The sequence below is a fragment of the Pseudomonas sp. PDM03 genome (genome assembly GCF_014852385.1).
GTDB lineage: Bacteria > Pseudomonadota > Gammaproteobacteria > Pseudomonadales > Pseudomonadaceae > Aquipseudomonas > Aquipseudomonas migulae.
Map to the genome: position 1 here is coordinate 39,819 of NZ_JACVBM010000017.1, position 22,437 is coordinate 62,255.

The 22,437-nt window shown below is 59.2% G+C and carries 20 protein-coding genes; 8 read left to right on the forward strand and 12 right to left on the reverse strand.

The features are described from left to right. Positions 1 to 51: 51 nt before the first annotated feature. Positions 52 to 2,133 carry a carboxy terminal-processing peptidase gene (locus IB254_RS21540; RefSeq protein ID WP_192419431.1) on the reverse strand — a complete coding sequence of 694 codons (2,082 nt, stop codon included), beginning with the start codon at positions 2,131 to 2,133 and terminating at the stop codon, positions 52 to 54. A gap of 138 nt (positions 2,134 to 2,271) precedes the next feature. On the opposite strand from IB254_RS21540, the gene IB254_RS21545 reads away from it, so the two are divergent. Beyond that, the gene (locus tag IB254_RS21545; RefSeq protein ID WP_192419333.1) at positions 2,272 to 3,234 is read left to right on the forward strand and encodes a zinc-binding dehydrogenase; all 963 of its coding nucleotides are present in this window, start codon (positions 2,272 to 2,274) and stop codon (positions 3,232 to 3,234) included. A 118-nt stretch (positions 3,235 to 3,352) separates the two neighbouring features. Here the strand turns inward: IB254_RS21545 and IB254_RS21550 are convergent, their stop codons facing one another. The 6 genes from IB254_RS21550 to IB254_RS21575 all read right to left on the reverse strand — a co-directional run bounded on the left by IB254_RS21550 (position 3,353) and on the right by IB254_RS21575 (position 8,663). Continuing rightward, positions 3,353 to 4,006 carry an HAD family hydrolase gene (locus IB254_RS21550; protein WP_192419335.1) on the reverse strand — a complete coding sequence of 218 codons (654 nt, stop codon included), beginning with the start codon at positions 4,004 to 4,006 and terminating at the stop codon, positions 3,353 to 3,355. A gap of 34 nt (positions 4,007 to 4,040) precedes the next feature. Further along, positions 4,041 to 5,030: an ABC transporter ATP-binding protein gene (locus tag IB254_RS21555; protein WP_008030381.1), complete on the reverse strand. Its 990-nt coding sequence runs from the start codon at positions 5,028 to 5,030 to the stop codon at positions 4,041 to 4,043. Beyond that, positions 5,027 to 5,827 (reverse strand): ABC transporter permease, encoded by an 801-nt coding sequence (locus IB254_RS21560; protein ID WP_008040901.1) that lies wholly within the window; start codon positions 5,825 to 5,827, stop codon positions 5,027 to 5,029. The genes IB254_RS21555 and IB254_RS21560 overlap by 4 nt, the downstream gene beginning before the upstream one ends. Next, positions 5,814 to 6,650, reverse strand: a complete 837-nt coding sequence (locus tag IB254_RS21565) for an ABC transporter permease (protein WP_162130714.1) — start codon at positions 6,648 to 6,650, stop codon at positions 5,814 to 5,816. The genes IB254_RS21560 and IB254_RS21565 overlap by 14 nt, the downstream gene beginning before the upstream one ends. A gap of 5 nt (positions 6,651 to 6,655) precedes the next feature. Further along, positions 6,656 to 7,462, reverse strand: coding sequence for an alkaline phosphatase family protein (locus tag IB254_RS21570; protein WP_192227872.1), 807 nt, complete (start codon positions 7,460 to 7,462; stop codon positions 6,656 to 6,658). A gap of 136 nt (positions 7,463 to 7,598) precedes the next feature. Continuing rightward, positions 7,599 to 8,663, reverse strand: coding sequence for an ABC transporter substrate-binding protein (locus tag IB254_RS21575; RefSeq protein WP_008030373.1), 1,065 nt, complete (start codon positions 8,661 to 8,663; stop codon positions 7,599 to 7,601). Positions 8,664 to 9,012: 349 nt separating this feature from the next. On the opposite strand from IB254_RS21575, the gene IB254_RS21580 reads away from it, so the two are divergent. Then, a complete protein-coding gene (locus IB254_RS21580; RefSeq protein WP_008030372.1) occupies positions 9,013 to 9,726 on the forward strand; it encodes a UTRA domain-containing protein in 714 nt (237 codons plus the stop codon). Positions 9,727 to 9,755: 29 nt separating this feature from the next. On the opposite strand, the gene IB254_RS21585 is transcribed toward IB254_RS21580, so the two are convergent. Beyond that, a complete protein-coding gene (locus tag IB254_RS21585) occupies positions 9,756 to 10,523 on the reverse strand; it encodes a DODA-type extradiol aromatic ring-opening family dioxygenase (protein ID WP_192419337.1) in 768 nt (255 codons plus the stop codon). Between the two features lie 102 nt (positions 10,524 to 10,625). Between IB254_RS21585 and IB254_RS21590 the strand changes: the two genes are divergently transcribed. Further along, on the forward strand, positions 10,626 to 11,282 hold the full coding sequence (locus tag IB254_RS21590; RefSeq protein WP_192419339.1) for a thiopurine S-methyltransferase: 657 nt from the start codon (positions 10,626 to 10,628) through the stop codon (positions 11,280 to 11,282). A gap of 189 nt (positions 11,283 to 11,471) precedes the next feature. Here IB254_RS21590 and htpX read toward each other — a convergent pair whose 3' ends face one another. Together htpX and IB254_RS21600 are read right to left on the reverse strand one after the other, a co-directional pair. Next, a complete protein-coding gene (gene htpX / locus IB254_RS21595) occupies positions 11,472 to 12,359 on the reverse strand; it encodes a protease HtpX (protein WP_008030365.1) in 888 nt (295 codons plus the stop codon). A 318-nt stretch (positions 12,360 to 12,677) separates the two neighbouring features. Beyond that, positions 12,678 to 13,889 carry a pyridoxal phosphate-dependent aminotransferase gene (locus IB254_RS21600; RefSeq protein WP_008030363.1) on the reverse strand — a complete coding sequence of 404 codons (1,212 nt, stop codon included), beginning with the start codon at positions 13,887 to 13,889 and terminating at the stop codon, positions 12,678 to 12,680. 226 nt (positions 13,890 to 14,115) lie between these two features. Here IB254_RS21600 and msrB point away from each other — a divergent pair, with 226 nt between their 5' ends. The 3 genes from msrB (at position 14,116) to IB254_RS21615 (ending at position 15,641) form a co-directional block, all read left to right on the forward strand. Then, positions 14,116 to 14,511 (forward strand): peptide-methionine (R)-S-oxide reductase MsrB, encoded by a 396-nt coding sequence (gene msrB / locus IB254_RS21605; protein ID WP_192419341.1) that lies wholly within the window; start codon positions 14,116 to 14,118, stop codon positions 14,509 to 14,511. A 186-nt stretch (positions 14,512 to 14,697) separates the two neighbouring features. Beyond that, a complete protein-coding gene (locus IB254_RS21610; protein WP_008030357.1) occupies positions 14,698 to 15,183 on the forward strand; it encodes a glutathione peroxidase in 486 nt (161 codons plus the stop codon). Then, positions 15,180 to 15,641 carry a MarR family winged helix-turn-helix transcriptional regulator gene (locus IB254_RS21615; protein ID WP_008030355.1) on the forward strand — a complete coding sequence of 154 codons (462 nt, stop codon included), beginning with the start codon at positions 15,180 to 15,182 and terminating at the stop codon, positions 15,639 to 15,641. Before IB254_RS21610 ends, IB254_RS21615 begins: the two co-directional genes overlap by 4 nt. On the opposite strand, the gene IB254_RS21620 is transcribed toward IB254_RS21615, so the two are convergent. Beyond that, positions 15,625 to 17,946 carry a response regulator gene (locus IB254_RS21620; protein WP_276536153.1) on the reverse strand — a complete coding sequence of 774 codons (2,322 nt, stop codon included), beginning with the start codon at positions 17,944 to 17,946 and terminating at the stop codon, positions 15,625 to 15,627. The genes IB254_RS21615 and IB254_RS21620 overlap by 17 nt on opposite strands. A 165-nt stretch (positions 17,947 to 18,111) precedes the next feature. Here IB254_RS21620 and IB254_RS21625 point away from each other — a divergent pair, with 165 nt between their 5' ends. Both IB254_RS21625 and IB254_RS21630 read left to right on the forward strand, forming a co-directional pair. After that, on the forward strand, positions 18,112 to 19,002 hold the full coding sequence (locus IB254_RS21625) for an ATP-binding protein (RefSeq protein ID WP_008030353.1): 891 nt from the start codon (positions 18,112 to 18,114) through the stop codon (positions 19,000 to 19,002). Further along, positions 18,999 to 19,481 (forward strand): GAF domain-containing protein, encoded by a 483-nt coding sequence (locus IB254_RS21630; protein ID WP_008030351.1) that lies wholly within the window; start codon positions 18,999 to 19,001, stop codon positions 19,479 to 19,481. The genes IB254_RS21625 and IB254_RS21630 overlap by 4 nt, the downstream gene beginning before the upstream one ends. On the opposite strand, the gene IB254_RS21635 is transcribed toward IB254_RS21630, so the two are convergent. After that, positions 19,482 to 22,424 (reverse strand): HD domain-containing phosphohydrolase, encoded by a 2,943-nt coding sequence (locus tag IB254_RS21635; protein WP_192419345.1) that lies wholly within the window; start codon positions 22,422 to 22,424, stop codon positions 19,482 to 19,484. Positions 22,425 to 22,437: the final 13 nt, after the last annotated feature.

A 22,437-nucleotide genomic window follows, 5' to 3' on the forward strand; every position in this document is an offset into this window, starting at 1 on the left:
GACGCTAAGGGGGCGTCAGCATTAAATTGCCATCATCGTGCTTGTAACAACTTAGTGTTTGGCAACCGCGGTGTTGAGTTTCAGGTAGTCCAACAGAATCCGACCGGTCTCGCTCAGGTAGGCATCGTCTTCTGGTTTGACCTTGTCTGGCTCGGCCGCAGCAACGTCTTCGTCTTCTTTCTTCAGCTCTTTGAGCGGCTCTTCGCCCTTGGCCTTGCGACGGATGTTTTCCATCGCAAGCTGCTTGGCTTCGATATCCGCGTGTTGGGCACGACGCTCGGCTTCATTGAGGCTGACGGTTTTTTCTGTCATCAGTTTCTGCGCCAGGGCCAGTTTGTCGCGGATGAACACGAACTCCGCGTCTTTGGCCGAACGTACGTCATGCTCGGATTTGAGCTGCGAAATGTATGGCTTGAACGGGTCGACAGCAGGCTTGATGGCCGCGCGGATGGTGTCCCACGGCATGGCTTCCGGCAGGGCGCTCTCGCCGATTTCCTTGGTGTCGATGATCGACGGGTAATCGATGTCCGGCAGTACGCCCTGATGCTGGGTGCTCTGGCCGGAAACCCGGTAGAACTTGGCCAGGGTCAGTTTCAGTTCGCCATGGTTCAGCGGCTGAATGGTCTGCACGGTGCCTTTACCGAAGGTCTGGCCGCCAATGATCAGTGCACGGTGGTAGTCCTGCATGGCGCCGGCGAAAATCTCCGAAGCCGAGGCGGACAGGCGGTTGACCAGCAACGCCATCGGGCCTTTGTAGAAGGCGCCCGGGTTTTCATCTTCGAGTACATCGACCCGGCCATCGGCGTTACGCACGAGCACGGTCGGGCCTTTGTCGATGAACAGGCTGGTCAGCTCGGTGGCTTCCTGCAAGGAGCCGCCGCCGTTGTTGCGCAGGTCGATGACCACGCCGTCGACTTTCTCTTTCTGCAACTCGGTCAGCAGTTTCTTGACGTCGCGCGTGGTGCTCTTGTAGTCCGGGTCGCCAGCACGGAAGGCCTTGAAGTCGAGGTAGAAGGCTGGAATCTCGATGACGCCGAGTTTGTAGTCCTTGCCATCCTGTTTCAGGTTGAGGACCGACTTTTTCACCGCCTGGTCTTCAAGCTTCACCGCTTCGCGGGTTATCGGCACGATCTTGGAGGTCTGGTCGTTCGGCGCATTGCTGGCCGGGATGACTTCCAGGCGCACCACGGTACCTTTCGGACCACGGATCAGCTTGACCACTTCATCGAGGCGCCAGCCGACCACATCGACCATCTCTTTGTTGCCCTGGGCAACGCCGATGATCTTGTCGGCCGGTGCGACCTGCTTGGTCTTGTCGGCAGGGCCAGCCGGCACCAGACGCACGACTTTCACCTGGTCGTTGTCGCTCTGCAACACAGCGCCGATGCCTTCGAGGGACAGGCTCATGTTGATGTCGAAGTTTTCCGCGTTATCCGGCGACAGGTAGTTGGTGTGCGGGTCGTAGGACATGGCGAAGGTGTTGATGTACGCCTGGAAGATGTCTTCGGCACGGGTCTGGTCCAGGCGCGCCAACTGGTTCTTGTAGCGCTTGGTCAGGGTTTCCTGAATCTGCTTGGAGTCCTTGCCCGCAATCTTCTGCCGCAGCACTTCGTCCTTGACGCGTTTGCGCCAAAGGTCGTCGAGCTCTGCGGTGGACTTGAGCCAAGGCGCGTCCTTGCGATCGATCAGCAAGGTTTCCTTGGCGGTGAAGTCGATCTTGTCGACGCCCTTGTTCAGCTCCGCAAGGGCAAAGTCCAGACGCGCTTTTACGCGGTCCAGGTAGCGCTTGTAGATGGTGAACCCGGCGTTGAGGTCGCCGCTTTTGAGGAAGTCGTCGAACTGGGTTTTCCACTTGTCGAATTCGGCAATGTCGCTGGCCATGAAGTAGCTGCGCGACGGATCCAGCAGCTTGAGGTAGCTGTCGTAGATGATCACGGAGCGCGCGTCATCGAGCGGCGGCTTGCTGTAGTGGTGACGCTTGAGCAACTCGACGACATTCAGACTGGCGATCACTTCGTCACGATCTGGCTGAAGCTTGTCCCAGCTATTGGCTGCGAACGTATTGCTCGACATCGGCATCAGGCCGATACCAATAAATAGGGCGAGGGCGGTGCTGGGGAACAGATGCTTCATGCTGATTCGACGCGGGGACAATTGATAACGCATATTAGGCCGTCTTTGAAGTCGCCGGTACCACAAGGGCCGGTCGCATAATGCAAAAAGCCCGGCGCTACAGCTTCGGGCTCAGTCCAGACTCACTATGGAGGCACTGTGAAAGCATTGCAAGGCGTTGACGGTCAAGTGGAGTGGGTTGAAGAGCCCGGTCCTACATGCGATGTAGGGCAAGTTCGCATTCGCGTGGCGGCAGCGGGCCTCAATCGCGCCGATTTGTTACAGAAGGCGGGCCTTTATCCGCCACCGCCGGGGGCCAGTCAGGTACTGGGTCTTGAGTGTTCCGGGGTGATCAGTGAGGTCGGCCCGGGCTCGTCCTGGCAGGTCGGTGATCGGGTCTGCGCCTTGCTGGCCGGGGGCGGGATGGCCGAAGAGGTGGTTGTCGACGGACGGCATGTGCTGCCGGTCCCCGAAGGATTGTCCCTGGTCGAGGCGGCAGCGCTACCCGAAGTCTATGCGACCGTCTGGCTGAATTTGTTTCAATTGGCTGCGCTCAAACCGGGTGAGAAAGTTCTTCTTCACGCCGGAGCAAGTGGAATCGGTTCAGCTGCCATTCAGCTGTGCAAGGCGTTTGGCAACCCATGCTGGGTCAGCGTCGGTTCTGCCGAGCGTCTGGCCTATTGCGAAGCGCTGGGTGCACAGGGTGGCGTGGTGCGCACCGACGATCTGGACAGCTTGAGCGACCTGGGGCCGTTCGATGTGATTCTCGACCCGGTCGGCGGTAACTACGCAGCGTTGAACCTGAAGCTGCTGGCTCTTGATGGCCGTTGGGTGCTGATTGGCCTGATGGGCGGCCGTGAGGCAAAACTGGATCTGGCGCAGGTGCTGGCCAAACGCGTGCAGTTGCTGGGTTCGACCTTGCGCAGCCGTGACGATCAGTTCAAGGCGGATTTGTTCAGTGATTTACGCCAGCATGTCTGGCCGTTGTTTGCCGAAGGGCGATTGAGCCCGCAGTTGGCGCAGACCTTCCCGATCAAGGATGCCGAAGCGGCATTTGCCGAGTTGGCGACGAACAAGGTGGCGGGGAAGTTGGTGTTGGTGATTGACGAAAGCCTGACCTGAGATCTGGTACGGCGCCACCCTTGTAGGAGCTGGCTTGCCGGCGATTCAGACGATGCGGTCTACAGTGGCACCGCGTTATCGTTCATCGCTGGCAAGCCAGCTCCTACAGGGTTTTGCGTTATTTCCAGAGGTGGATCGGCCAGCCGGCTTTTTCGGCGTGCTCGCGCAATACCGGATCAGGGTTCACCACGTGTGGGAAATCTACCTTCAGCAACAGCGGCAAATCGTTACGTGAGTCGGAATAGAAACTCGCGCCCTCCAGGTTTTCCTCTTCCGCATCCAGCCATTCCAGCAAACGGGTGATCTTGCCTTCGCGGTAGGTCAGCGTGCCGACGGTGTTGCCGCTATAGACCCCATGCAGCACTTCCAGCTCGATGCCCAGAATCTCGTCGATGCCCAAGCGGTCGGCAATCGGCCTGACCAGGTGCGTACCCGACGCCGAAATCACCAGTATCCGGTCACCGGCCTTGCGATGGGCGGCGATGGCTTTGGTAGCGTCGCTGAAGATGATCGGTTCGATGAAGTCTTCCACCCACGGTCCGACCAAGTGATCGACCTCTTCGGGTGTGCGCCCGATCATCGGTTCGAGGCTGAAGGCCATGTACTCCTCCATGCGCAACTTGCCGTGGCTGTAAGCGTCCATCAGTTCGTTGTTCTGACGCATGAACGACTCGGGATCGACCCAGCCCAGCCGGCCCATCTGTTCGCTCCAGAGGGTGGCGCAGTCGCCGTGGATCAGGGTTTCGTCCAGATCAAAAATTGCCAGGGCCATCAGTGCAGTTCTCTCTTCAACATCAGCAAAGTCATCAGGCTACCTCACAGAGGGCCGTCGGATCGATGGAAAGCGCCAGACGCTGACCATCGGGGTGCAGATCGGCCGCCGAGCGGTTGAGCACATCCACTACCAATTCCACGCCCCTGGCCTCGATCCGGTAGCGAATCACGTTGCCCAGCAGGCTGTGGCTGCGCACTTGTGCGTCAAGTTCGCCGTTCAGGCTCAGTTCGATGGCTTCCGGGCGAATCGCGATGCGATGGGTAATCGGTCGTTGCAGCAATTTCGAGGCGTTGTCGGCGTCGAGCAGGTTGTAGTTGCCGATAAAGCCGGCAGCGAACACATCCACCGGCGCGGTATACAGGGTTTCGGCGTCGCCGCTCTGTACGATCTTTCCCTGATTCATCAGGAAAATCCGGTCAGACATGGTCAGCGCTTCTTCCTGATCGTGTGTGACGAAGATCGTAGTCAGGCCGAGCTCGCGCTGGATCTGACGGATCTGTTCGCGCAAATGCTTGCGAATCCGCGCATCAAGGGCCGACAGCGGTTCGTCCAGCAGCAACAGGCGTGGACGGGTCACCAATGAGCGGGCGAGGGCGACGCGCTGGCATTGACCGCCGGACAGTTGGTGCGGATAACGGGCGGCGAAATCGTTGAGTTCCACCAGTTTCAGCACTTCGGCAACGCGCTTTTGGCTGTCGTCGCTGTTGACCTTCTGCATGCGCAAACCAAAGGCGACGTTTTGCTCCACGGTCATGTTCGGGAACAGCGCATAGCTTTGAAACACCATGCCGATCCCGCGTTTCTGCGGGCTCAGCGGCACGATGTCGACACCATCGAGCAAGATCTTGCCGCCATCTACCGAGGTCAGCCCGGCGATGCAGCGCAGCAGCGTGGATTTGCCGCAACCGGACGGGCCGAGCAGGGTGACGAATTCGCCCTTCTGGATTTCGCAGTTGATATCGCTGAATACGGTGGTGCCTGCATAGTTTTTCTGCAGATGTTGGACGCTGACATAGCTCATTCGCTTTTGTCCTTGTTCAAGATATTGGCCGCCCAGGTCAGAACCAGTACGAAGAAGAAGTAGGAAATCACCAGCGCACTGGTGAAGTGGCCGCTGCTGTTACGCATGTTGTTGAGGTAGACCTGCAGGGTTTCGTAGCGGGTGCCGACGAGGATGTTGGCGAACACGAACTCACCGAACAGGAACGAGAACGACAGCAGCAACGCGACCATCAGACCTTTGCGCAGGTTCGGCAGCACCACCAGGAATGCCGCCTGAAAAGTGCTGGCTCCAAGCAGTTGGGCGGCGTCCATCAGGTCGCGCAGGTTGATCGCTTGCAGGTTGTTGGTGATCGCGCGGTACATGAACGGCAGCGCCACGGTGAAGTAGCAACCGATCAGAATCCACGGCGTGCCGACCATCGCGAACGGCCCCGAACCGTAAAGCTGCAACAGCCCCACCGACGACACCACCGGTGGCACCGCGAAGGGCAGCAGGATCAGGATGTTCATCAGCGCATCGAGTTTCGGGAAGTGGTAATGCACCACAAACAGCAGCGGCAGGATCAGCACCACCGACAGGATCAGCGCACCGACGCAGACCAGCAGCGATTGGCCAAAAGCACTCAGGAATCGCGGATCGCTCCACAGCTGCACATACCATTTGACGGTGAAGCCGCTGGGCAGAATGGTCGCCGACCAACTGCTGGCAATCGAGTAGATCAGCGTGCCAACCAGTGGCAGCAACAGAATGGCAAACAGCAGGTAAACCACGACGCGGTGATAGATACCGACGGGGCCCAATTCAGCGCGAGACATGGTAGCTCCTCTTCAACAGCAGCTGATGCACGATGGTGACCAGGGTCATCAACGCCACCAGCACCACGGCCAGCGCACTGGCGAGGTTCGGGTCCAGGGAAATGTCACCGGAGACCATCGCCGCAATACGGATCGGCAGCACGTTGAAGTTGCCGGTGGTCAGTGCGTAAACCGTGGCGTAGGCGCCGAGGGCGTTGGCCAGCAGGATCACGAAGGTGCCGAGCAGTGCCGGCGTCAGCACCGGCAAACCGATGTGTCGCCAGAACTGCCAGCCGTTGGCGCCCAGCAGCGCGGCAGATTCACGCCAGTCTTCGCGCAGGGCGTCGAAGGCCGGGTAGAGCAGCAGCACACCGAGGGGGATCTGGAAATACGTGTAGAGAATGATCAGCCCGGTTTTCGAGTACAGGTTGAAATCCTGAATGATCCCGGCCTGCTTGAGCATGATGGTGATGCTGCCGTTGAAACCCAGCAGGATGATGAACGCGAAGGCCAAAGGCACGCCGGCAAAGTTGCTGGTCATGTTGGCGAAGGCGTTGACGAAGTTACGCAGCTTCGAGTCGACACGACGCAGGGAATAAGCGCCGAGCACCGCGATGATGATCCCGAACACGCTGGACCAGAAACTGATCTCGAGGCTGTACTGGATCGCCTGCAAATAGAACTTCGAATTGAAGATCTTGGTGAAGTTGGCCAGGCCCCAGCCGAACTCTTCCGATTGCAGGCTGTTGATCATCACCCAGATGAGCGGGGCGATCTCGAACACGATAAAAAACAGTGCGAAGGGCACGAGGCACAAGGCCGCCAGCCATTTGCCGCGAGTCATGGCATTCACTTGAGCAGCTCCCGGCACACTGGTTTGTCGTGGGCCACGCCCAGCAGTTCGCAGACGGTGCCGCAGATGTCTGTCTGTTTCGGTTCGGCGCCGGCGTTGAAGCTGAAGGCGTCACCGAGCACGAACAGTGGCACTTCGCGTTCTTCCGGCAGCAGGCCGTTGTGGGAGCGGTCGTTGTTCATGCCGTGGTCGGCGGTCACCAGCACCTGGTAACCGGCGTCGAGCCAGCCTTGCAGGTAGTCGGCGAGAATAATGTCCGCCGAGCGGGCGCTGTTGCGGTATTGCGCGGTGTCGAGGCCGTGCTTGTGCCCGGCGTCGTCGATGTTCATGGGGTGCACCAGGAGAAAATTCGGTGCATGGCGCAGGCGCAGGTGTTCCGCGTCGGCGAACAGGTGCGAGTCCGGGTAGTGATCGTTCCAGTAGAAGTGCCCATGCTGGATCGGCAATTCGGGGGCGTCGGTGTGACGGTCCCGGGCGGCCACGAACGGCGAACGGTTGTACAGCTCGCTGACCCAGTGATAAGCCGCGGCAGCGGTTTTCAGGCCCGCTTCGCTGGCGTAGTGATAAATGCTGCGTTGGTTGGACAGGCGCGAAACGTTGTTGTGAACGATGCCGCTATCGATCGGCGTGACGCCGGTCAGGATGCATTCATACAGCGGACGGGACAGGGCCGGCAGTTCGCACTCCAGTTTGTAGAGTGCCGCGCGTCCTGCGCCGACGTAAGCCTGCAGGTGCCCCATGGCGTGGCGCGCAACCTCGTAATTGAGGCCGTCGAGCACGACAAGGATGACGTTGTGCTTCATAGGGGCGGGACTCCGCGAAACAGATGGCTCAACATGAATCTGTAGGAGCCGGCTTGCTGGCGATTGCATCACCGCGGTGCTCTGGATAGACCGCGGTGCTTGGATCGCCAGCAAGCCGGCTCCTACAGATGAAGCATTACTTCATCTCGACGATGACTTCTTCGTTCCACTTCTGCGGCAGAGCCTTGGAAGTTTTTTCCCACGCATCCGCGTCTTTGATCGGCGTGACCTTTTTGTACTGCTCGTTCGGCAGCAGCTTGGCCTGGACTTCGGCTGGCAGGGTCAGGTGCTCGGCACGGATCGGACGGGCGTTACCCTTGGCCAGGTTGATCTGGCCGGCATCGCTGAAGATGTATTCACGAGCCAGTTTGGCGGCGTTCGGGTTCTTGGCGTATTTGTTGATGATGGTGGTGTAACCGGAAATCACCGAACCATCGGAGGGGATCAACACCACGTAGTCATCCGGATTGGCCATCTTGGCCTTGTAGCTCAGACCGTTGAAGTCCCAGACCACGCCGACCTCGATTTCACCCTTTTCCATGGTGGCAATCGTCGGGTTGGCCATGGACAGGCGGCCTTGTTTCGCAATGTCAGCGAACAGCAACAGGGCCGGCTGAAGGTTTTTCTCGTCGCCGCCGTTGGCAAGGGCTGCCGCCAGAACGCCGTTGGCGGCCTGAGCAGCGGTGCTCACGTCACCGATGGATACTTTGTATTTACCGGTTTTAAGGTCGGCCCATTTGGTCGGCGCTTCCGAACCGTGCAGCAGTTTTTTGTTGACGATGAACGCGATGGTGCCGGTGTAGGCCAGGGCCCAGTTGCCGTCCTTATCCTTCGCCCAGGCAGGTACCTGATCCCAGGTGCTTGGCTTGTACGGCTGGACCACGCCTTGCTTGACCGCGATAGGGCCGAACGCTGCACCGACGTCGCCGATGTCGGCCGTGGCGTTGTCTTTTTCAGCGGCGAACTTGGCGATTTCCTGCGCCGAGCTCATATCGGTGTCGATGTGTTTCAGGCCGTAGATCTTGGCCAGGTCTTCCCAGGTGCCTTTCCAGTTGGCCCAGTCATCGGGCATGCCGACGCTGTTGACCGCACCTTCCGCTTTCGCAGCGGCTTCGAGGGTTTTCAAATCATCAGCCGCCATGGCGGCGGTGCACATGGCAATGGTCGAACCTAACAGTGATGCCAGGAAAAGCTTTTTCATCCGAAGCTCCTTTGGGCGTTTTCAACGCTGCGATTGCGGTTGTGTTGGTCTAGGTCAGCAATACCTGAGCCAATCTAGGCGCCCCTGATGACATTTTGATGTCGACCAGCGGTCCGTCTGCATTTTCTTCAGATCAACGCTCAGGCTTGCGAGTAAGCGTAGACCATGGCTAAAGAACTGATATGAAAGGACTTGGCCGTTAAATTGCACACGTTTGACTGCACCGTTCAGCGTCTTTGTCATCTGTCAGTCATGTGCAGTGCCTAGGCTTGCTGAAAGTTGACGGAGTCGTTTCAAATGACGGTTCTGCTCCGAAACAGTGCTGGTCTAGTCCAGATAGGTAACGTTGATGCGCATTGAGACAACCAAAGCGGTGACAGCCATCGGGCAGGTTCTTCAGGAACAGCTTGACCACGGCCTGTTGGCGCCTGGCAGCAAGTTACCGGCGGAACGCAAGCTCAGTGAGTTGTTCGGCACGACACGCATTACCGTGCGCGAAGCGTTGTTGCAGCTGGAGGCTCAAGGGCAGATTTATCGCGAAGAGCGCCGGGGCTGGTTCGTGTCGCCACCGCGTCTGGCTTACAACCTGATGCAGCGCAGCCACTTTCACGCGATGGTCAGCGCTCAAGGGCGGGTGCCATCTACCGAGGTGATTTCGGCGCGCTTGCAGCCTGCGTCGGCGGCGGTCTGTGCCTGGTTGCAGTTGCCGGCATTGTCGAGCGTGATTCAGATCTGCCGCGCACGGCGAATTGATGAGCGGCTGGTGTTGTACGTGGAGCACTACCTCAATCCGCAGTATTTCCCGGGGATTCTGGAGTTTGACCTGAATCAGTCGATCACCGAGCTGTACGCGCGGCATTACGATTTGCATTACGGGCGGGTGCGCTTCGAGATCGTGCCGACGGCGTTGTCGGTGGATGCTGCGGCGGCGTTACGGGTGTCGGTCGGCAGTCCGGGATTGCGCATTGCCCGGGTCAATTACGACCAACACGAACGGTTGATCGATTGTGACCTGGAGTTCTGGCGGCACGATGCGATCCATGTCGGTGTTGATGTGGTCTGAGCCTGGCCGCCGCAGGTCTCGGTTTTTCATTACCCGAAGCGGTAAATGTCCATACCCAGCGCGCCCATGGTGAAACCCTGGTGGCTGACGCTGAATGCCCCGCCGGCACTGCGGGCAAAGTACAACGGCAACAAATGTTCATCGCTGGGGTGGTTGCGCACGGCGTTCGGTGCTTGCTGGCGATAGTCGTGTAACGCGGCTTCGTCGTTGGCCTCAAGTTTCTCGATCATCCAGTCGCGAAACACCTTCGCCCACGGTTCTACGCTTTCCGGTCCGGCGTGCCAGTCCAGTTCGCGCAGGTTGTGGGTGATGCTGCCTGAACCGATCAACAGCACGCCGTGTTCGCGCAGGCTGCTCAGGGCATGGCCGACACGGGTTTGCAGCGCAGGACCGCCGCGTGTGGGCAGCGAGACTTGCACCACCGGGATATCCGCCTGCGGATACATCAACGACAACGGCACCCAGACGCCATGGTCGAAGGGGCGTTTGCTGTCGATGCGGGCGGGCAGGTCACTGCGTTTCAGCAACTCGACAACCTCGGCGGCCAGTTGTGGATCGCCGGGTGCCGGGTATTGCACCTCGAACAACGCCTTGGGAAAGCCGCCGAAGTCATGCCAGGTTTCAGGCTGTGGATTGCCGCTGACCAGCAATTCATTGCTTTCCCAATGCGCGGAAACAATCACGATGGCCCGGGGTTTCGGCAATTCGGCAGCCAGGCGCGCGAGCGCCGGCCCACTGGCACCGGGTTCCAGTGCCAGCATGGGTGAGCCATGAGAGATGTAAAGGCTGGGGAACATGAAGGAGCTCCTGAGAGTAAGATGGGCCCATCTTCAGTCAGATCATTGATCTAAATCTAATATAAGTTTTAGGGTGTTTTGATCGAATTTTCGGAGATATTTATGCAGCCGGAGTTTTGGCACAAGCGATGGCAGTCGAATCAGATCGGCTTCCATCTGCCGCAGGTGAACCCTTATCTGCAACGTTTCTGGCCGCAATTGGGGCTGGAGGAGGGGGCGCGCGTACTGGTGCCGTTGTGTGGGAAAAGTCTGGATTTGTTGTGGCTGGCGCACCAGGGGCATGAAGTCCTGGGAATTGAGCTGTCGGAAAAGGCTGTCGAAGATTTCTTCAGTGAACATCACTTTGACCCGAACGTCACTGAGCAGGGGCCGTTCAAGGTGTATCGCGCAGGCTCCATCGAGTTGTGGTGTGGTGATTTCTTCGAATTGACGGCCGGCGATGTTGCCGATTGCGCCGGCCTGTACGACCGGGCGGCATTGATCGCTCTGCCACCGGTCATGCGCGAGCAATACGCGGCTCATCTGAACCGGATTTTGCCAAAGGACGCGTTGGGGCTTTTGATCACACTGGATTACGACCAGACGCAAAAAGACGGACCGCCGTTTGCCGTGCTTGATGATGAAGTGCAACGATTGTTCGGGGCTGTGTGGTCGTTGAAGATTCTGGAGGATCAGGACGTTCTGGGTGAGAGCTGGAAATTCGTCGAAAGCGGCGTGACGCGGCTTGAGGAGCGGGTTTATCGGGTTTCCAGCCGATAAGTTGTGTTGATTGTGCTGGCCTCATCGCGAGCAGGCTCGCTCCCACATTAGACAGTGTCAGCTAGAACGACTCGGTCCACTGTGGGAGCGAGCCTGCTCGCGATGGGGCCGGATTGAGCGCAGCAAAACTCATACAGACAAAAAAAGGCCCGCATCACTGCGGGCCTTTTCTTTTAGTGCCGAGTCAAATCAGCCCCGACGACGCAATGCGTCGATGCGCTCTTCCAGCGGCGGGTGGCTCATGAACATGCGGGCGAACCCTTGTTTGATGCCACCGTTGATGCCAAAAGCGTTCAGGGTGTCCGGCATGTGCACCGGCAGCCCTTGTTCCGCTCGCAGGCGTTGCAGTGCGCCAATCATCGCGTTGGTGCCCGCCAGGCGTGCACCGGCTTCGTCGGCACGGAACTCGCGTTTGCGCGAGAACCACATGACGATGGAGCTGGCCAGAATACCCAATACCAGTTCGGCGAAGATGGTCGCGATGTAGTAGGCGATGCCTTGGCCTTCTTCGTTCTTGAAGATCACCTTGTCGACAAAGTTGCCGATGATCCGCGCGAAGAACATGACGAAGGTGTTCACCACGCCCTGGATCAGCGCCAGGGTAACCATGTCGCCATTGGCCACGTGACCGATTTCGTGGGCCAGAACGGCTTTCACTTCATCCGGCGAGAATCGCTCGAGCAAACCCTGGCTGACCGCGACCAGTGCATCGTTCTTGTTCCAGCCAGTGGCGAACGCGTTCGCCTCGTAGGCCGGGAAAATCCCGACTTCCGGCATCTTGATCCCGGCTTCGCGAGACAGTTGCTCGACCGTTTGCAGCAGCCATTGCTCGTGACGTGTGCGCGGCTGGGTGATGATTTGGGTGCTGGTGCTCATCTTCGCCATCCACTTGGAGATGAACAGCGAGAACAGGGAACCGGCAAAACCAAAGACCGCACAGAAAATCAGCAGCTGATTGAGGTTGAGATCAACCCCATTGGCCGCCATGAACCCGTTGAAGCCGAAAAGGCTCAGGGTGATGCTGGCAATCAGCACGACCGCCAGGTTAGTGGCCAAAAACAGCAGGATGCGCATCATGGTTGTAGAAATCTCCTTTTGCTAAAGATGTAGCGTACTGCGGGGTATATAAGGTGCTGCAACGGGCTATTCAACCGGGTGACTATTTCAAACTGTGTCCTACAGCAACAGTCTAGTCGCTTGCAGGGCATTTCCGACGTGGGCAGGGGAAGTGTTTGTCAGCCGATTCGCGTTGCGAGCCCCGTGATTGTTGGACTCGGTCACAAAGCTTGCTACCGGGCAGCGATTGCAGTGGGGATGTACGGCGAGGCTTAAAGATATGTTGCTGAATTAATCCTCGTGCGACTTTCGTGGAAAAGTCGCACGCGGCCAGTCCGATTACTGGCGATAGGATTTGAGGAAGTTGCCGATTCGTCCGATGGCCATGTCCAGGTCGTCGACGCGCGGCAGGGTCACGACGCGGAAGTGGTCCGGCCATGGCCAGTTGAAAGCGGTGCCTTGAACCACCAGCAGCTTTTCCGACAGCAGCAGGTCGAGCACGAATTTTTCGTCGTTGTGGATCGGGCAGACTTTCGGGTCGATGCGCGGGAACGCATAGAGCGCGCCCATCGGCTTGACGCAGCTCACACCGGGAATGTCGTTGAGTAATTCCCAGGTACGGTTGCGTTGCTCCAGCAGGCGACCTTGCGGCAGGACCAGATCGTTTATGCTCTGATAACCCCCTAGGGCGGTCTGGATTGCGTGCTGGCTCGGCACGTTGGCACACAGGCGCATGTTCGCCAGCATGTCGATGCCTTCAATGTAGCTTTGCGCGTGATGTTTCGGACCGGAGATAGCAATCCAGCCGGAACGGAAACCGGCCACGCGATAGGACTTGGACAGGCCGTTGAAGGTCAGGCACAGCAGGTCCGGGGCCAGGGACGCGGTGCAAATGTGCACGGCATCGTCGTACAGAATCTTGTCGTAGATCTCGTCGGAAAACACCACCAGGTTGTGCTGACGGGCCAGTTCCAGCATGCCCAGCAGGACTTCCTTCGAATACACCGCGCCGGTCGGGTTGTTCGGGTTGATGATCACCAGCGCTTTGGTATTGGGGGTGATCTTGGCCTTGATATCGGCCAAGTCGGGCCACCAGTTGGCCTGCTCGTCGCACAGGTAATGCACCGGGTTGCCGCCCGACAGGCTCACGGCGGCGGTCCACAGCGGATAGTCGGGAGCCGGCACCAGCACTTCGTCGCCGTTGTTGAGCAGCGCTTGCATCGACATCACGATCAGCTCGGAAACGCCGTTGCCCAGGTAAATGTCTTCAATGCCGACGCCTTCTACCTGCTTCTGCTGGTAGTACTGCATGACGGCTTTACGCGCACTGAACAGGCCTTTGGAATCGCTGTAGCCCTGAGCGGTCGGCAGGTTGCGGATCACGTCTTGGAGGATTTCATCCGGCGCTTCGAAACCAAAAGGCGCCGGGTTGCCGATGTTCAGCTTGAGGATGCGATGGCCTTCCTCTTCCAGGCGTTTGGCGTGCTTGAGCACTGGGCCGCGAATGTCGTAGCAGACGTTGGCGAGCTTGTTCGATTTGCTGACCTGCATGGCGATGTGTTCCCGAAAATGAACGATCCAGGCGGCGTATGAACTACCGTACTGGGAATCCTGCGTATTCACACAGGCCTGGCGCCTTGAGAGGCAGCACCCATAAATCCGTTTGAATGCGCGTGGTCTGGCTGCCAGACTGGCGTTTGACGAGGCGCAATCATACGTGCCGCCCGATCCGTGGAAAAGGTACAGATCGGGCTTTTTCAGCTGCTGAGGTGTGATGATGGAAAAGTTGGAAAAAACCCTGGAAGAATGGCGGGCGATGCTCGATCCGGAGCAGTACAACGTTTGTCGCCTCAAGGGCACCGAACGGCCGTTTTCCGGCAAGTACAACGGCACCAAAACCGACGGTGTTTACCACTGCATCTGCTGCAATGAGCCGCTGTTCGACTCAAAAACCAAATTTGACTCCGGCTGCGGCTGGCCGAGTTTCTATGCGCCGATCGGCGACAGCGCCATGACTGAAATCCGTGATGTCAGTCACGGCATGATCCGTACCGAAGTGGTCTGCGCCAAATGCGATGCGCACCTGGGGCATGTGTTCCCGGATGGTCCGCCGCCGACCGGCCTGCGGTATTGCATCAACTCGGTGTGCCTGGATCTCGTTCCGCGCGGATAAGATGACCCCTTGTAGGAGCCGGCTTGCTGGCGATCGGAACGCCTCGGTGCGTCAGATTCACCGCTATCGCCAGCAAGCCGGCTCCTACAGTTTGTGTGGCGTGGTCGAGGATCGATTAATTAAATTGCACACAATTCAATTGCTCGCTATGTTTACCTCATCTTCTTTCATTCGAGAGTCCGAATCATGAGCGACAACCTGCTGAGCATCCCTTGCACCACCATCAAGGGTGAGAAAAAGACCCTGGCGGATTACGCCGGCAAAGCGGTGCTGGTGGTCAACACCGCGAGTAAATGCGGCTTCACGCCGCAATACAAAGGGCTGGAAGAACTGTGGCAGACCTACAAGGATCAAGGGCTGGTGGTGCTCGGTTTCCCGTGCAACCAGTTCGGCAAGCAGGAGCCGGGCAATGAAGGTGCGATTTCCGAGTTCTGTGAACTGAACTTCGGTGTCAGCTTTCCGCTGTTCAAAAAGATCGACGTTAACGGTGCCGACGCCCACCCACTGTTCGTGCAACTGAAAAAACGCGCACCGGGTGTTCTGGGTTCTCAGGGCATCAAGTGGAACTTCACCAAATTCCTGATCGGCAAGGACGGCCAACTGGTCAAGCGCTTCGCTCCCGCGACCAAGCCGCAAGACCTCAGCCGCGAGATCGAAGCCCTGCTCAAATGAATACCTTGTCCGTCGATTCCCTGAAGCTCGACAGCCAGCTCTGCTTCAAGCTGTACGCCGCTTCCCGGGCGGTGATCCGCGCTTACAAGCCGATGCTCGATCAGCTCGGCCTGACATACCCGCAATACCTGGCGATGCTGGTTTTGTGGGAATGGCAGGAGGCGGCGCCGGAGCAGCCGACGGTCAAGGCGTTGGGCGAGCGCCTGGCGCTGGATTCCGGCACGTTGACGCCGTTGCTCAAGCGACTTGAACAACTGCAACTGGTGCAGCGACAGCGTTCAGCGCGGGATGAGCGTGAAGTGCACCTGAGCCTGTCGCCCACGGGCAAGGCGTTGCGCGATCAGGTCGGGCCGCTCAAAGCCCGACTGTTGTGTGATAGCGGTGTCGATCTGGATCGCTTGAATGATCTGCGCGAGGGGCTTGATCACTTGTTGGGACAAATCAAGGCACTGTCGTAGCGGGCATCCACAGGTCCAGCAGGGCGGCCAGTTCTTCCCGGCGGAAAGGTTTGGCCAGGTAATCGCTCATGCCCGCCGCACGGCAGCGTTCGCGTTCCTCGGACATGGCGTTGGCGGTCAGGGCGACGATGGGCAATTGCGGCCAGCGACCGCTGCGACGGATTTGCCGACTGGCTTCGTAGCCGTCCATCACCGGCATGTTGCAGTCCATCAGCACCAGATCGAATTCGCTTTGCTCCAGTTGATCCAGGGCCTCGCCGCCGTGGGCGGCGACAATCACCTCGCAGCCGAGTTTTCCGAGCATGCCCTTGGCCACCAATTGATTGACCGGATTATCCTCCACCAGCAGCACCCGTCCACGGCGCTGGGGAGTGAGCGCCTCCAGTCGCGCATCGTTGATGGTGTTGATTTCCGGCTGCAACACTCGCCGCAGTGTCTGGTACAGCGCATTGCGCGCCAAAGGACGGGCCTGTTGTTGTAACGGCGCCAGGGCGCTGGCCTGTTCACTGGGCATGAAACTGCCGTAAGCGGTCACCAGCAGAATCGGTGCGGTACACGTGGGGCGCAGGCGAAACAGGCATTCCGGGCAATCGGTGATGACCACATCGGGCTTCAGACCGATCATCACGTCATCGATCGAACGCTGCTGATAGTCGAGCCCCCAACCCGGCAACAGACTCTTCAACAGTTCCGCCAGGCCACTGCTGGCGGTGGTGATCGCGATCACCTTGCCGTGCAGTGTGCCCGGGGCGAAGGCGCGGGTGTGGCTCGGCAGCGGCAGGTCGGCGCAGAACTGGCTGCCGAAACCGGCTTCCGAGCTGATGGTGAGGCGCCCCTGCATGGCTTCGCAGAGGTTGTAAGTCAGCGCCAGCCCCAGCCCGGTGCCGCCAAACTGTCGGGTAATGCCAGCACCGGCTTGGGTGAATGGCTGGAAAATCTTGACCTGAGCGTCCTGGGCGATGCCGATACCAGTGTCGCAGACTTCGATTCTGACGCCGTCTTCGTACGTCGACAGGCGCACATCGACCCGGCCGAAACGGGTGAATTTGAGGGCGTTGGACAACAGGTTGCTGACGATCTGCCGGACCCGGGTCGGGTCACCGAGCACCAGCGCCGGGAATGTCGGTTCGATCAGGCACGTCAGTTCGACGCTTGGCGCCGCGTTTTGCGACAGCAGGTTGGCGGTGTCCTCGATCAGCGAACCGAGGTCGAACGGAATGTGTTCGAGTTCAAGCTGACCGGCGTCGAATTTCGACAGATCGAGAATATCGTTGAGCAACTCCACCAGCACTTTGCCCGAGTCGTGGGCGATGGACAGTTGTTGCTGTTGCTCGGCATTGAGCGGGCCGTCGAGGGACAGCGCGATCATCCCCAGCAAGCCATTGAGGGGCGTACGGATCTCGTGGCTCATGTTGGCGAGAAATACCGAGCGTGCCTCGGCCATGTCCAGGGCGGTGCTGCGCGCGACTTCCAGTTCCTGGTTGGACTGGCTGAGCCGGCTGTTGATCGCCTTGAGTTCGGCGGTGCGCGCCGACACGATGTTTTCCAGTTGCCCGAGGTAATCGGTCAAACGGTTTTCAGCGTTGCGCCGCTGCTGGATTTCAGTGGCAATGTTCTCGAATTGCTGGTTGGCAACCTTGACCAGCACGCCGATCTCATCGTTTTTATGCCCGCTCGGGTACTCCAGCCAGGTCGGTTCGACACTGCGCGGATCGCGGCTGCTAAGCTCGCGGATAACCCGCACCAGCGGTTTGGTCAGCATCACATAGAACAGCGCCAGCAGGATGCCGGTCAGGATCAGGCTGCGGGCAAAGCCATTGAGCAGGGTCACTTCGGCCCGACGCAGGAAGCGGTTGCCGAAAGAATAGGTGTCGACTTCCAGGCGCAAGGTGCCGAGGGATTCGTTGGGCAAGTGATCCAGATACAGCCGGTCTTCGAACGCCCGGTTGGCACCGAACAGGAAGTCGCTGATCACCCGATAGCCGCTCTGCGATGGCGGGCGTTTGACACTGGCCAGCACCGAGCCGTTGTTGTCGGTCAGTTGCGCAGCGATGATCGCCGGTGAACGCAGCAGGCCCAGGGTCAGTTCCTGGGCGAGTTCGGCGTCGATGTTGTAGGCAATGCGCGAAGCGGGGTTATGGCTGATTTCCAGCAAAGACACTATTTCACGGTTGATGGAGGCGTCTTCACTGGCATAATCGATGCCTATTTGCAGCAGGCTGAGCAGCGTGCCCAGAATGAAACCGACCAGCACGGTAAGCCGGGCTTGCTTGTAGGACAGCCGGTTGGTGAACTTGATATCCATGGGGTGTCGAACCACTTCCGTTTCCCTTCGCTGCTCAAGCATAGTCGATCATGCATGGATACCGATGTTCTCGCGAGCCCTTGTGCACGGGATGAACAGGTCACTGAATGCTGTATTTCGTCGCTGTAGCGCCATCATTACTGTGAACGTGCCCGAGGAGAAGACGTGGATTCCCGATTGAATGCTTTTCTTGAACGCGCCGATGCCGTTCTGGCCCGTATCGAACCGCTCTTGCCCGCACCTCGGCAAGCCATCGACTGGACGCATTGCCTGGCCGCACGCTGGCAGCGGGAAGGGCGCAGCGGTTTTCTGCTGCCGCTGCAGGTCAGCCTCGATACGCGGTTGTCCGACCTGATCGGTGTTGACCGCCAAGTAGAGCAACTGGGCCGAAACACTCAACAATTCCTCGACGGCATGCCAGCCAACCACGCGTTGCTCTGGGGCTCGCGTGGCACCGGTAAATCGTCGCTGGTGCGCGCGCTGCTGGCCGAACACGCCAAGACCGGTCTGCGACTGATCGAGATCGAACGCGATCACTTGGCTGACTTGCCGCGTGTGGTCGAGCAAATCGCCAAACTGCCCCAACGTTTCGTGCTGTTCTGCGATGACCTGTCGTTCGAGGCGGGCGAGGGCGACTATCGCGTGCTCAAGAGCGTGCTCGACGGCTCTCTCGAACAGGCGCCGGACAATGTTTTGCTGTACGCCACTTCCAACCGTCGCCACCTGGTGCCGGAAAAGGAAAGCGATAACGAAAACTGGAAAAGGGTCGACGGCGAATTGCACCCCAGCGAGGCCGTGGAAGACAAGATCGCGCTGTCGGACCGTTTCGGTCTGTGGTTGTCGTTCTATCCGTTTACGCAGGAACACTTCCTTAATGTGGTCGAGCACTGGATCGGTCAACTGGCCGACAAGGCTGGCCTGAAGTGGCAGCGTGACGAAGAACTGGACATCCTCGCGGTGCGCTGGGCCACCGGCCGAGGCAATCGCAACGGACGTTGCGCCTATCAATTTGCCCGCTATTGGGTCGGGCTCAAGCTGTTGGAGCACAAGGCATGATCGATTTACAACAAAGCGGCCAAGGCCTCGAGGGCTACGGCATGCTGCACGCGCAGCTGGAATCCTTGCTGGCGGACGAGCGTGATTTCATCGCCAACGCCGCACAGTTTTCCGCGTTCCTGTACAACCAGCTAGACGACTTGAACTGGGCCGGTTTCTACCTCAATCGCAATGAAGAGCTGGTGCTGGGTCCGTTCCAGGGGCAGATCGCCTGCGTGCGCATCCCGTTCGGTCGTGGCGTGTGCGGGACAGCGGCGGCGACGTTGCAGACTCAGTTGGTCGAAGACGTGCACGCCTTTCCCGGGCACATTGCCTGCGACAGCGCGTCGAACAGCGAGCTGGTCGTGCCGCTGGTCAAGGACGGTCGCCTGATCGGCGTGCTGGACCTCGACAGCCCGAAACTGGCGCGCTTCACCGAACATGATCAAGCCGGGATTGAAAAGCTGGCGGCCATCTTCCTGCGCCTGACCGACTGCTGATCACGCCCTCAAGCCTGCCTTGGCCAGCAGGCCTGGCGGGTCTATGGCATCGATCTGTTGCGGATCGAGAAATCGCTCGGCGTATTGCCGGTAGATTTCGGCGTTGATGAACAGCCTGAACAGTTCCGGGTCGATGTGGGCGTCACGGCACATGGTGGCCATGATGCCCAGTGCTTCGCTCAACGGCTTGGCTTTCTTGTAGGGACGATCGGCGGCGGTCAGCGCTTCGAAAATATCGGCAATCGCCATCATCCGCGCCGGCAGGCTCATTTCCTCGCGCTTCAACTGTTTTGGATAACCGGTGCCGTCCATTTTTTCGTGGTGGCCGCCGGCGATTTCCGCGACGTTGTTGAGGTGGCCGGGGAAGGGCAGGTGGCTGAGCATCAGGATCGTCTGCACCATGTGGTGATTGATGATGTAGCGCTCCTCGCGCGTCAACGTGCCTCGGGCGATGCTCAGGTTGTAGAGTTCGCCCCGGTTGTACTTGTAGCGGGGCACATCGAGTTTGAACCCCCAGGGATTGTCTTCCGGCATCAGCTCGCTTTCCGAGCGTTCGAACAGATGCTCCGGTTTGTCCGCCAGCAGCGGCTCGCTGACCGGCAGGGTCGGCGCCGATGTTCGCGCCTGACGCCGGTTCTCTTCCCAGGAAACGCCCAGCCGGTCATCAAGGGTTCGGGTCCAGGTGCGCTGTGCCAGGCTGCGCAGGCGTTGCAAATCGGACTCGGCCATCGCCTCGCTGCCCAGATTGCAGCGGGCAACAAACGCGAAATCATCGTCCAGCGCCGCCAGCGTGGCATTGCGCAGTTCCGCCAGGTGCTGCTCGTCACCACCCAGGGCAATGGCTTGCCAGTAGCTGATCCAGGCATCGCGCTTGAGCACTTCGAAGCGGGTGCGGATTTCGTGGATGCGGTCGTTCAGGGTTTCGAGCTTGGTGGCTTTATCGACCACGTACTCCGGTGTGGTGACCTTGCCGCAGTCATGTAGCCAGGCGGCGATGTGCAGCGCCTCCCACTCGTCCTCGGTCGGTTGATAACTGCTGAAGGCCGGGTCCTGACTGGCCGCGGCAGCCTGGGCGAGCATCAACGTCAGCGCCGGCACTCGCTGGCAATGGCCGCCGGTGTAGGGGCTTTTCGCGTCAATGGCTCCGGCCAGCAGTTGAATGAACGCGTCCAGCAGTTGCTTTTGTTTGGCTTGCAGGCGCTGACTTTCGATACTCACGGCGGCCGCGCCGGACACAGCCTGAAGGAACGCGATACGGTCCGGACGAAGCTTTTCCAGATCACTTTGATCGCCGCTGTCCGCCAGCAACAGGACCAGCAGGCCCACGGTTTCGTTATGGCGATTGTGCAGGCGGATACCGATCAGATGCACCCGCGGGCATTCCATCGCCAGCAACACTTTCTGCAAATCCCCCACTTGTTCGAAACCGAGACTGGTGACCACGTTGTTGGCATGCGACAGCTGCTGTAGCCAGGCAGGGCTCTGTGGGTCCTGAAGTTCGTGGCCGCGAATGTCGAACGCGGGCAATGCCTGTGAAATGTCGTTGATGAACAGGCCGTGAGGTGTCATGCGATCGCCGTCATTTTCCCGCAGATAGATCAGGCCCGCCTGGGCCTGGCCGATTTTTACGGTTTCGAACAACACCCTTTCCAGCAAGGGGGCAAACCGGGTCTCGGCGCTCAGGCTGTCGGTGATCCGGAAAAAACTCGCCAGGGTGTCTTTCATGCGCGCCATCGACACGCTCAGTTGGTCGACTTCGAGTACCGGAGAGCGACGGGAGGCCGGAAATTTGAAATTGAAACTGCGAATCGCATCGGCCTCCTGCACCAGTGCACGCAGGGGTTTGACCAGAATTCTGGAGGTCAACCAGCCCACGGGCAGGCACAAAAGCAACGTGGCCAGCGTAATCAGCGCGCCTTGCCAACGCATGCGGTAGGCATCGGCGAGCAATTCGTCTTCCGGTACCAGCAGCGCCAGTTGCAGCCCCTGCGGACCACCTTCCTGCATGGTGCTGCGGGCAACGATCCACTGCCGACCGGCAGCCATCAGCCGTTTGCCTGTTGGCGGGTTGTTCAGCAATGCGCCGAGGCCGGGACTCAGGTCGGCGGCCTTGCTCAGGTGTGCGGTCTGATCGTCGACGATCAGTTTGCTGCTGTCGGGGTATGCGATGGCATTGCCCTGGGCATCGAACAGCACGATTTCGGTATTGGGGGTTACAACGTGCTTGGCCAGCGTCGCGGACAGTTCCGCCAGGGTCAGGTCGGCGCCCATGATGGCGTGCTCGCCGCTACGCCGGGCGAGGGTGGTGCCGACATTGCGGGTGGAGAAAAAGAGGTAGGGCTCGGTGGTGATCTGATCGCTGTCGCCGCGAGCGCTGGAGTACCAGGCGCGGGTGCGCGGATCGTAGGTGTCGTCGGGGTTGTCGTGACGGCTGAGGAGGTTCAGTTCCTGATCGAAAAACAATGACTGGGAATGTACCGGGCCGCGGTTTTGCTCGATGCTCCATACTTGATAAACCGCTTTGTCCGGGGCCTTGAGCAGCGCTTTCAGGGCGGCGGTTCGCAAGGGGCGAACCATGAAGAAATCACCATTGTCGTAGCCCAGATACAGCGAGGCCAGGTCAGGATTGTCCTTGAGCGACTGGCTGAAGGGTTTGAGCAATGCCAGGCGCTGCTCCAGATCGGACGCTTGCGCCGCCGGGTTGAACACCAACAGGCTCAACAGATGGCGAATGGGCTCATAGGTGGCGTGCAGGTCCAGGCGGACATCTTGCTCGATGCGCTCGAAGAGCTTCTCACTGCTGGACAGAATGATTTGTGTGGTTTGCCCATAGTTGAAAATGCCCAGCACCACGCCAGTCAGCAGCAACAGGAAGGTGAACATCACGCTGATATGGACGTGCAGGGGAAACCGTCGCTGATCCGGGCGCAGTGGGCTGGTCATTGCGGGGTCTCTC